The 11,025-nt window shown below is 64.1% G+C and carries 10 protein-coding genes; 7 read left to right on the top strand and 3 right to left on the bottom strand.

Annotated elements, in window-relative coordinates:
- From ACWIVK_RS09545 to ACWIVK_RS09560, 4 genes are all read left to right on the top strand, one after another.
- The coding region (locus tag ACWIVK_RS09545) for an HD-GYP domain-containing protein (RefSeq protein WP_448576427.1) at positions 1–687 on the top strand (687 nt) is incomplete at its 5' end.
- Positions 688–743: 56 nt separating this feature from the next.
- Entirely contained in the window at positions 744–1,550 is an 807-nt protein-coding gene (gene trmD / locus ACWIVK_RS09550) for a tRNA (guanosine(37)-N1)-methyltransferase TrmD (protein WP_448576428.1), read from the top strand.
- Positions 1,537–1,797, top strand: a complete 261-nt coding sequence (locus ACWIVK_RS09555) for a GlsB/YeaQ/YmgE family stress response membrane protein (RefSeq protein WP_448576429.1) — start codon at positions 1,537–1,539, stop codon at positions 1,795–1,797. The genes trmD and ACWIVK_RS09555 overlap by 14 nt, the downstream gene beginning before the upstream one ends.
- A 20-nt stretch (positions 1,798–1,817) precedes the next feature.
- Complete coding sequence (locus tag ACWIVK_RS09560) at positions 1,818–2,531, top strand: ABC transporter ATP-binding protein (protein ID WP_448576430.1); 714 nt, start codon at positions 1,818–1,820, stop codon at positions 2,529–2,531.
- A gap of 58 nt (positions 2,532–2,589) precedes the next feature.
- On the opposite strand, the gene ACWIVK_RS09565 is transcribed toward ACWIVK_RS09560, so the two are convergent.
- The gene (locus ACWIVK_RS09565; RefSeq protein WP_448576432.1) at positions 2,590–4,461 is read right to left on the bottom strand and encodes a peptide ABC transporter substrate-binding protein; all 1,872 of its coding nucleotides are present in this window, start codon (positions 4,459–4,461) and stop codon (positions 2,590–2,592) included.
- Positions 4,462–4,745: 284 nt separating this feature from the next.
- Between ACWIVK_RS09565 and ACWIVK_RS09570 the strand changes: the two genes are divergently transcribed.
- From ACWIVK_RS09570 to ACWIVK_RS09580, 3 genes are all read left to right on the top strand, one after another.
- Positions 4,746–7,097 carry an ABC transporter permease gene (locus ACWIVK_RS09570; protein ID WP_448576433.1) on the top strand — a complete coding sequence of 784 codons (2,352 nt, stop codon included), beginning with the start codon at positions 4,746–4,748 and terminating at the stop codon, positions 7,095–7,097.
- A complete protein-coding gene (locus ACWIVK_RS09575; RefSeq protein WP_448576434.1) occupies positions 7,090–8,070 on the top strand; it encodes an efflux RND transporter periplasmic adaptor subunit in 981 nt (326 codons plus the stop codon). The genes ACWIVK_RS09570 and ACWIVK_RS09575 overlap by 8 nt, the downstream gene beginning before the upstream one ends.
- Positions 8,071–8,180: 110 nt before the next feature.
- Positions 8,181–9,446 (top strand): ATP-binding protein, encoded by a 1,266-nt coding sequence (locus ACWIVK_RS09580; RefSeq protein WP_448576435.1) that lies wholly within the window; start codon positions 8,181–8,183, stop codon positions 9,444–9,446.
- 147 nt (positions 9,447–9,593) lie between these two features.
- On the opposite strand, the gene speE is transcribed toward ACWIVK_RS09580, so the two are convergent.
- Together speE and speD are read right to left on the bottom strand one after the other, a co-directional pair.
- Positions 9,594–10,532, bottom strand: a complete 939-nt coding sequence (speE, locus tag ACWIVK_RS09585; RefSeq protein ID WP_448576437.1) for a polyamine aminopropyltransferase — start codon at positions 10,530–10,532, stop codon at positions 9,594–9,596.
- Positions 10,525–10,875 (bottom strand): adenosylmethionine decarboxylase, encoded by a 351-nt coding sequence (speD, locus tag ACWIVK_RS09590; protein ID WP_448576438.1) that lies wholly within the window; start codon positions 10,873–10,875, stop codon positions 10,525–10,527. The genes speE and speD overlap by 8 nt, the downstream gene beginning before the upstream one ends.
- Between the last annotated feature and the right edge of the window lie 150 nt (positions 10,876–11,025).

An 11,025-nucleotide genomic window follows, 5' to 3' on the forward strand; every position in this document is an offset into this window, starting at 1 on the left:
CCGCTGGCCCTCGTCCTCATGGTCATCCCGCTCGTCGGCCCCTACCTTGCCTTTCGCGATTACCGCCAGCTCCACCATGAGACCCAGTCGACATTCGAACTGTTGGCGGATCTCCTCGATCGCCGCGATCCCTATACTGCTTCGCATTCCCAGCGAGTCGCCCACCTCACGACGCTCATCCTGGACGAATTTCCCGAACTCTCAGCGGACGAGCGCGATACCATCATCGCAGCGGCGCGCATTCACGATCTCGGCAAGGTCGCGACCAGCGACCTCATTTTACGCAAGCCTGGTCGCTTGACCGACGACGAGTTCGCCATCATCAAGCGTCATCCGGTCGACGGAAGCGAGATTCTCCGTCATCTCACCCCCTACCGTCACATCGTCGAGATCGTTCGCCACCACCACGAGCGATGGGACGGGCGTGGCTATCCGGATGGACTGGCCGGGGAAGCCATCCCGTTCGGCGCACGCGTCATCGCTGTTGCCGATACGTACGATGCGATGACGACCGATCGACCCTATCGTCGCGCGCTCAGCCACGAAGAAGCGCTCGCCGAGCTGCAGCGGGGTGCTGGCACCCAATTCGATCCCGTGGTCGTGGCCGCCTTCGAGCGAGCACTAGCACGGGCACGCGAGGCCGTTCGCGAAAAGACTATCCCCTCCGTGAGTGCGCCGGTTTCCTGAACCGCTGCGCGGGACGCCTCGTTCTGCTAGGCTCTCGATGGAGGGAGCAGCAGGCGATGCGCTTCGATGTCTTTACGATCTTCCCGGGGATGTTCACCGGGTTCCTGACCGAGAGCATCCTCAAGCGAGCCCAGCAGGCCGGGCTGATCGAGATCGCCATTCACAACATCCGGGACTGGACGACCGACAAGCACCGGACGGTCGACGATACCCCCTACGGTGGTGGACCAGGCATGGTCATGATGGCACCCCCCATCGTCCACGCCGTGGAATCCGTACTCGGACAGGACCACAACAGCACTCCGATCATCATCATGAGTCCATCCGGCGAACTCTTCACCCAAGACATCGCGCGCGAACTCGCCCGCTTCCCCCGGCTCGCTCTCGTCTGCGGTCGCTACGAGGGAATCGACGATCGCGTGCGCATCATTCTGCGAGCACGCGAACTCTCGATCGGCGATTATGTCCTCACCGGCGGCGAACTCGCCGCAGCCGTCGTGATCGATGTGGTGAGCCGGCTGGTCCCGGGCGTGATCGATCCGGAGTCGCTGGCTGAAGAATCGCACAGTTCCGGCCTCCTGGAATACCCGCAGTACACGCGCCCACCGATCTTCCGCGGCTTGGGCGTACCGGAGATTCTGCTGAGCGGCAATCACGCCAAGATCGCCGAGTGGCGGCGGATGATGGCGCTTTGTCGGACCGCCGCGCGCCGCCCCGATCTCTTGGCACGCGCCTCGCTCACGCCGCGTGACCACGAACTCCTGCAACGGTGTCCACTGGATCCCTTCGCCCACCAGGGACCGGTTTACGAGGGAGATCCGCTCGAGCGACCAGAGGAAGGAGCGCAGCGTGCTACCAGCTGAACCACGTTCGTTGCTCGGCTGGCTGGTGATCGGCTTCCTCGCTGGGTGGCTAGCTGGGCTTCTGACACGCGGGCGCGGATTCGGTTGTTTGGGCAATATCGCGATCGGGCTGCTCGGTGCAGTCGTCGGCGGCTATCTTTTTCACCTGCTGGGCGTCCGGGGACCAGCTGGCTTCTTGGGAAGCCTTCTGGTCGCACTCGTCGGTGCCGGCGTTCTCCTACTCGTCGTCAATCTGATGCGCCGCTGAGAAGCGAGAGGTTGGAGCTGATGTCGCAAACACCGCTCGTCCGACTCGACCGCGCTAGCAAAGTTTATCGAGATGGGCAGCGCGAAATCGTCGCGCTCGACCAGGTGACGCTCGACATTACCGCTGGTCAGTGGGTGGCGATCGTCGGGCCATCCGGTTGCGGCAAATCGACTCTTCTCAACCTGATCGCGGGCATCGATCGACCGACTAGCGGGCGCGTCATCATCGCTGGCACCGATCTCGCCCGCCTCGACGAGGAGGCGCTCGCGCGCTGGCGTCGGAGCCACGTCGGAATCGTCTTCCAGTTCTTCCAACTCCTTCCGACACTGACCGCGCTCGAAAATGTTCAACTTCCGCTCGTCCTGGCAGGTCGCCGGAACGCTCGCCAGCGAGCACGCGAGCTCCTCGAGCGCGTCGGGCTCGGGCACCGGGCACACCGCCTTCCCAGCGAACTCTCCGGTGGCGAACAACAGCGGGTCGCGATCGCCCGAGCAATGGCCAACGATCCGCCCCTACTGCTCGCCGATGAGCCGACCGGCAATCTGGATAGCGCGAGCGGTGAGACTGTTCTCGAACTGTTCCATGCCGCTTGGCACAACGGGACCACGATCCTCCTGGTGACTCATGACCGCGACGTGGCTGCGCGGGCGCAGCGAGTCGTAGAACTGCGTGACGGGCGCGTCGTCTCCGACTCGCTCGCTGCCCGGAACATCGAGCTCAGTCCGGCGCGGTGAAAAAAGAAGAACCGGGCCACGCGCTGGCCCGGTTCCCATCCGAGGTTACGATCGCGTTTCACGCGCGGCGCCAGTCGCCGATGTCCCAGACGTCGGAGGACCACGTCGACGGCTTGTACCCGGTCAGGTTCTTGGCCGCGGCCGAGACCAGGTTACGGTGTACCAGCGGGATCTCCACGACATCGGTCACGCTGATCCAGTTCACCTGTCGGAAAAGTTCGGTCTGTTTGTCCGGATTCATTTCGGTCGCCAGCTGGTCCAGCACCTTGTCCATTTCCGGGTTCTGGTAGCGGGTGATGTTGACCCCCGCCCAGTTGTTCGCCTTGCGCGCCACTTCCTGCGAGTGATAGCGCCGCGCCCAGTTGAGCGGGAACGGATTGGAAGGACCGTTCGTGTACATCTCCACGTCAGCATAGAAGTGCCCGTAGGTATCCGGATTGCCGGGATCGGAGGAGAAGAAGACCGAGGCGTCGATCGACTTGAGCTCGACTTTGAAGCCGATCTTCTCTAGCTCCGCTTTCACGATCTCTTGCGTCCGCTGGCGGATGGAGTTGATCGAGGTCTGGTAGAGAACCTGGAGTGGCTTGCCGTTGTACTCGCGGACACCATCACCGTTGGTGTCCTTCGCCCCCGCCTCGTCCAAAAGCTGGGCTGCCTTTTCCAGGTTGAACTCCCACTTGAGCTCCGGGTGCTTGAAGCGAGCCGGCGCGTTCAGGTTGTTGGCCGTCGCTTGACCGGCCGGACCGTACAATTGCTCGGCAATGACATCGCGCCGGATCGCGAGCGCGATCGCTTGCCGGATGTTCTTGTTGGTCAAGAAGGGATGCGGGACATCCGGCTCAGCTTTGGCACCATCTTTCTCCGTGTCCGGGTCGGCGAAGTTGACCATGATCCGTTCGGTACTCGGGCCAGGCGTAATGATCAGCTTCCCCTGTCCGGCTTTCTCGAGCTGCAGCAAGACTTGCGCTTCGACCTGCATGTTCCAGGCCCAGTCGACTTCACCGGTCTGGAGGACAGCCCGCGCGGCGCTCGTCGCGTCACCGCCGCCTTTGAGCTCGACCCGATCGAAGTACGGCTTCCCCTCCTGCCAGTAGTCCTGGTTGATCTCGTAGATCACCACGTCGCCCGGCTTGAAATCCGCCACCTTGTAGGGGCCGGTCCCGATCGGCTTGAGATTGAAGGGCGCGTTGCGCGCCTTCTCGCCCTTGTAGTCACGCAGGATGTGCTCGGGAACGATCAACCCCAACCCTCCCACGAACGACTCGAACCAGGCCGGATTCGGATTCTTGAAGTTGACCTTGACCGTGTAGTCATCGATGATCTCGACGCTCTCGATCGCCCGGTACGAGGCGATCGTCGTCGCGGTCGTGGCTGGATCGATCACGAACTCGTACGTGAACTTGACGTCCTTGGCAGTGAAGGGCTGGCCGTCATGCCATTTGACACCTTTGCGCAACTTCCAGATGACCCAGCGACCCTCCGGGTCCAGCGTCCCCTTCTCGACCGAGGGAACCTCCTCGGCCAGGCGCGGAACGAGCTGGTCCTCCGAATCGAAGTAGGCCAACGCCTCCAGGACGATGTTCGACGCATCGAAGTCCTTCGTCCCCTGCGCCAGGTGCGGATTGATGATCGTCGGCGCCTGCCACCAGAGCAGCCGCAGGGTTCCTCCACCGCCCCGCTGCGCGACAGCCTGGGTCGGTGTCGCCTGGGCAGCCGGCGTGGCAGCCGCTGCCGGCGTCGGCGTCGCGGCTGCTGCCGGCGTCTGAGCCGCTGGAGCCGCAGTCGGTGTCGCCTCCTGCCGCGCGCAGGCAGCGAGCAACGATGCGATCACCGGTGCGCTGAGCCCCAGTGCCGCCGCTCGACGCAGTACCTCGCGCCGCGTCACCTGCCCACTGGCGATCGCTTCCCGGAGTCGTTCGAGTTCCTGCATCGGACCCCTCCTCGACGTTTTCCCTTACCCATACCGATACCGGCCCTACCTGGATCGTAACGGAATCGCTCCACCATGGCAAGATTTCCCTGTCGTTCTCGAGAACGAGGACCCGCATCGGCCCATGCTCCGGAAGATGGTCACCGACACGCCCTCGCGCGCTCATCCGTTCGGAGATCATCGAAAACGGTCGTGTGACGAGCAGGGCCTCGACCAGGTAGGCGACTGTCGGCCCGAGCCCACTCCATCGCGTACAATCCGCCAGCGGAGAGGTTGACTCGGACGTGCCGATCGCACTGCTCGCTGCCTCCGCGATGCGCTTGCTCCGCCTGCGCCGTACCCGCGCAGTGCTCGCCGGTGCGAGCATCGCGCTCGCCGTCTTTGCAGTCGTCGCGATCCGGAGTGCTGGCCTGGCATTGATCGAGGCACAGCAGCGGACCCATGCGGCCACCGGGCAGCCGGATATCGTCGCGACCGTCCCTGGCCTGACACCCGGCCTCGTCGCGGCACTGACGAGACGCGATGGCGTCCTCCAAGCCGAGTCGCGTCTCGTCCAGCCGAGTCGGCTCGCCGTGGATGGGCGCTGGCGCGCCGTCCGACTCGTCGGCATCGAGCGCTTCGACCAGTTGGCACTCGACCGTCCCGAGTTGGTCGCCGGACGGTGGCCAGAGCGCGACGAGGTCGTGCTCGACGTCACCGCTCGGCACCTGCTCGGTATCGACATCGGGGCACTCGTCGCTTTCCAAGCTAACCCGGCTGATCCGATTTTCTATGCGCGCGTGAGCGGCTTCGCCTGGATTCCCGCTCGCCCCAGTGCGACGCTCCTCGACCAATTCACGGCTTATGTGCCGCTGCGCACGCTGCGCCAGTGGACCGGGAGCGAGGCAGCCAACACCCTTCTGGTGCGTGTCGAAAATCCGGCGCTGGCCGGTCGAGTAGCGAGTGAGCTGCAACGGTTCCTGGCAGCACGCCAGATCCCGAGCAGCGGTTGGGTGGTTCGCGACCCCGATTCGTTCCTCGGTGCCCGCGAACTCGCGACGTTGCTTCTTCTGCTTCGCGCCTTCGCTCTACTCGGTACGGTGACAGCACTCTTCATCGTCGCCAACACGACCATCGGGTTGGTCACGGAGGAGCGTCCTCAGCTGGGAACCCTGCGCGCCCTCGGCACCACGCGGAGCCAACTGGTCAGCGCCTACCTGGCACCGCACATCGCCGTCGGTACCGCTGGAAGCGTGCTCGGCCTGCTCGCCGGGACAGCCGGTGGGTACGTCCTGACCGCGTACCTGGCCGGCCTCGCCGGGCTGGTACTCCCGCCGCTCCGGGTCACCCCCAGCAACGTCCTCCTCGCATTTGGCTGCGGTCTCGGGATCGCGGTGGCCGGTGCGCTCGGTCCGATCCTCTACGCCACGCGAACTCCAGCCGCTCAGCTCCTCCGGGGTGACACCCGGAGACCGAGCGATCCGCCGCGCTGGCTGACACGCTCGACCAGCTGGTTGGCTCGGCACTCTCCCCTTCTCGCCATGAGTATCCGCGATCCCTTCCGCCGGCCACTGCGCGCAGCACTCACCGTTCTGGTCACGGCTGTGTCACTCGCTGCGCTCCTCGCCAGCCAGACCGTCGACCACTCGTTGCGTGCCGGTATCGCGGCGCTCTACGATCGCTATCGGGCCGATGCCTGGCTCTTGACCAATCCACCGGTCCCACCCACCTATGCGTACCGCTTGGCGAACAGCCCTCCTGTCCGTGCCGCGGAACCCTGGTCCCTGACACCGGGAGCGATCGGATCCGTCCGCACCGATGTCTGGGGACTTCCCGCGAAGACGACGATCTACCAGCCAGTGATGCTGGCTGGTCAGTGGCTCGACGACGGCCCCACGGCCTATCCCCCCCGCGCGGTCATCACTGGCAATCTGGCTCGGCGCCTCGACGCCCGAGTGGGTGAGGTTCTCACCCTCGACGTGGGACGCCAGCGCTTCCCGATTCAGGTCAGCGGGATCGTCGATGACGAAAGCACCTATCTAGGGGCAACTGCGATCGGCAAGGTCTTCCTGGATCGCGAGATCCTCGCTCGGCTCCTCGGGCGCGACGATCGAGCAGCGCTTTACGCGCTTCAGTTCTGGGCCACCGACCGACCGAGCGACTCGTTGACGACCGTGGAGCAGCGCGCCCGTGCGCTGCGCCCGCTCACGCTGCTCATGGAGGAAGATCGCGCTGCGACCGAGCGTGTGCTGGCCGTCTTGACCATCCTGGCCCGCATCGTCGTCCTCGTCATCGGCATCGCGGCCGTTTTCGGGATCACCAACGCGCTGCTCCTCGATCTCACGGAGCGACGACGCGAGTTCGGCGTCCTGCGGGCGCTCGGGACAGAGCGAGCGATGCTCGTGCTGCTCCTAGCTGGCCAAACGCTGGTCATCGTCGTTTCCGGCGCACTGCTGGCTGTCCCGTTTGGCTTTCTGCTCGGCGCGAATATCCTCGCGCTGGTGAGCCGCCAACTTTTCGCTGTCCCGCTCGCTCTTCCCCCGACCGTGGTACTCGTTCTCAGCGCAGCGGTCGCACTCACCACTGCACTCGCCGTCCTGATCCCGGCTGTGCTCGCTGTCCGCCTCCGCCCTGTCGAGGTCCTCCGCTATGAGTGAGCGACGCCGTCGCTCGCTGCTGATCATTCTGGCACTCGTCACGCTCGCCGTCGTAGCCGGACTATGGGTCTGGCTCAGACGACCGAACGAGACGGTCTGGGTCGTCCGTCGGGGTAACTTGACTGCTTCCGTCGAGGTGCCGGGACGCCTCGTCTCCCTGCGCACGCTCCCGCTTCGCGCCAGCTACGAGACACGCGTCCGTCTCCTCGCTGTTGCACCGGGAGACCGTGTCCAGGCCGGTGACATCGTCGCTCTGCTCGACGACACACCGCTCTTGACTCGACGAGCCCAAGTTGAGCAGCAACTTCTCCAGGCTGAGGCGACGCTCAGCCAAGCGGAAGCGACCGATGCACCGCTCGAGGCTCGACTGCGGGCTGAGCAACAACGCCGCGAGGCGGCACGCGCGTTCGATGAGGTGACACGCCGACTGGCGGACAAATATGTGCTCGCACCGAGCGACGGCATCGTCACCGAAGTACTCGTCAGCGAAGGAGCACCGGTCACCACTGGCAGTATCCTCGCCCGGCTCGCCGATACGAGCGTTCTCGGCGTTTCCGCGACGATCGACGAGGTCGACGCTCGTTTCTTCGCCGAGGCGACGATCGTTCGCGTCACGGTCGACGCGCTGCCGGGCTGGCAGGGTCGCGGGGACGTGCTCGGGCGAGGAGAAAGTGCCACTCAGCAGGCTGGTGTCGTCGGTTTTCCGCTTCTCATCCGGCTCGCCGAGACCACGAGTGACCTGCGGCCCGGGATGACAGCGACGATCCACCTCGACACGATCGTGCGCCACGATGTTCTCCTGGTTCCCGAGCGGGCAATCCGCACTGTTGGGGAGCGCGCCTTCGTGACCGTGGTGACGGATGGGCGCCGGGAGGAGCGCGAGGTGACACTCGGTCTCCGGAGCGGTGGACTGGTCGAGATTGCGGCAGGACTGGCCGAGGGTGAACGAGTCCTCCTTCCCGCCGGCAACTGAGAAGACGGAACGAGACCACGCCAGGACGGGAGTCCCTCTACGGGAACGATCGCCTCTCGCCGATACTCATCTCGAGGAAGTCGACGCGGAAGGACGAGGCATCGTTCACCATGGCGATCCAGATCGAAACGAACAGCCTTCCGGTGCTAGCCCAACCGACGAGCCTGGAGGAAGCAGGACTCGATCTGCAACTCGTCCTCGAACTCGCCCTCAAGTTCCTCTACGCCCATGGCACTCAGACCGCTCGGGAACTCGTCGAAGCATTGTGTCTGCCGTTCGCCGGCCTCCTGGAACGGGCCCTGAGTCAAGCGAAGCGCGAGGAACTCGTCGAGATCACCGGAAGCAACGGGATCGGCGAACTGGGCTACCGCTATGCCTTGACGAGCAAAGGTCACCAGCGAGCGCAGGAGTTCCTGGCACGCAACGGGTACATCGGCCCGGCGCCGGTTCCGATCGAGCAGTATCGACAGGTCGTCGCAGCGCAGAGTCTCCGTCACCGCTCCGTGACACCGGCGATGATCCGACAAGCTCTCGGGCCACTGGTCTTCACCGAGAGCGTGCTGGATCAGATCGGCCAGGCCCTGAACAGCGGACAGGCCATTTTCCTTTTCGGCAAACCGGGCAACGGCAAGACTGCACTGGCACAACGTGTCGTCGCGATGTACGGCGGTGCGGTCTTCATCCCACACGCGATCCTCGTCGACACCCAGATCATCCGCGTTTTCGATCGCCATCACCACCATCCTCTACCCGAGCAGCCGACCGGTGACCGTCGCTGGATGCTCTGCGCCCGCCCGCTCATTCAAGTCGGTGGAGAACTGACTCTCGAGCAGCTCGATCTCATTTACGACGAACGCAATCGGCTCTATGAGGCACCGCTCCAACTCCGGGCCAATAATGGCGTGCTCTTGATCGACGATTTCGGTCGGCAACGCGTGCCACCGCGTGCCTTGCTCAACCGCTGGATCGTTCCTCTGGAGCAACGGATCGATATTCTCACGCTGCACACTGGCAAGCAGGTCGAGGTCCCCTTCGAGGGGCTCGTCATCTTCTCGACGAACTTGCAACCGACCGACCTCGTCGACGAAGCCTTTCTCCGTCGTATCCCGAACAAGATCCACCTCGCGAACCCGACAGTCCAGCAGTTTGCGGAAATTTTCCGCAGGCAGTGCGAGGAACTGGGTGTTCCGTTCGATCAACGCGGACTGGCCTACCTCCTCCGCACCTACTATGTCGGCAAGCGCGAACTGCGCGCCTGTCATCCCCGCGATCTCTTACGCGCGCTGATCGGTGCAGCTCGGTACCTCGGCCAGGAACCCCGTCTGACGCCCGACCTGATCGACCGTGCATGTCGCTCGTACTTCATCGATCCGTGAGCTCGCGCAATGGAGAACCTGCTCGGCGAGCGACCTCGAGCGAGCAGCGCAGCAGGTTCGGATCGGTTTCGGGAAGGAGAACATGGCGCAAACGACAACGGGGTACGCTGCGACGCAGCGTACCCCGTCGAGCGCAATGGTCAACGATCAAGCGGTCGCTCGCCGGGCCGCAGCTTCCGGCAACAACGGGTGGGAATCGGCTGGGCGTCCGAGAGCGATCGAGTCCTCGATGAAGCGGCGCAGGAACGGCGGTAGACGGAAAGCCGCCCAATGGATCTCTGGAGAGTAATACTGACAATCGTCGATGCCGCGCTCCTGAAGACGCGCGGCGACCGTCTCGATGTCGAGTGCGGCCGGATCGACATCGCGCGAGGCGACCGTGAAACTCCAGAAACTATCGTACGATTGCACTGTCGTCAAATAGGTCCGGACGATCGGCAGCACCTCACGCAAATGGAGATGCGTGGCCGCAGTCTGGATCGGCAGCAGCATCGGTGACTCGGTCTGCTGCACGACCAGTCCCCCTGGGGCCAGCATGTCGGCGAGTCCGTGGTAGAAATCCGGCGAGAAGAGCACCATACCCGGTGTCGGGCCGAGCGGATCGGGGCCATCGACGATGATGACGTCGAAGGTCGCCGAGCGCCGCTCGACATAGGCAAAACCATCCTCGAAACGGAGCTCCACGCGGGGATCGTCGAAGGCACCGCGATGAATGTTCCAGAGATGCTGGCGGCAAGCCTCGACGACTTGCTGGTCGATCTCGACCATGGTGACCTGCTCGACAGGGTGCTGGAGTACCCGCCGCAAGGCACCACCATCACCCCCGCCGATGATCAGCACCCGGCGCGGTGCCGGGTGAGCGATCATCACCGGATGCACGAGCATTTCGTGATAGCAGAACTCGTCGCGCTCCGCGGTCTGGAGCACGTTGTTGAGTACCAGAGCACGACCGAAGAGCACGGTCTCGATGACCGCGATCTCTTGGAACGGAGAGGTGCCGCGGTACAGAACATCCCTCACCTGCAGGAAGACCCGCTGGCTCGGGACTTCCGGATCGTCGGTATGCCAGAGTCCACCGTCAATCAACGATCATCCCCCTACTCACCTGCATCACTTCCATCCGCTGCGGCCGGAACCGCTCCCGCAGGACCGGGATCGCCGCTTCTGGATCGGTGTGCTCGCCGCACGTAAAGACGTCCACTGCCGCATACCCGAGCTCCGGCCACGTGTGGATGCTCAGATGCGACTCGGACAGGATCGCGATGCCGCTGACTCCGTTGTACGGCTCCCAGGGAAAAACCTGCAGGTCGCGCAACGTCGCATTGGTTGCCGCGACTGCATCGCGGATGGCCTCTTCGACTGCCTGCAGGGAGTCGATGTTCTGGCAACCCCAGAGTTCGACAATGACGTGTCGCCCCAGGCTCTTCACTCCCCACGGACCTCCATTTAGCTGTAGACGATCACCCCCCAACAGACCGTGCCCAGTCCAATGGGCAACGACATTCCAGTCTAGCACTGCTGAGCGCTGAACGCAACCCTCTCGAGAGTCTGGCAAGATGTGCTCACCCTGCCAACGCGC

It is taken from the genome of Thermomicrobium sp. (assembly GCF_053493975.1).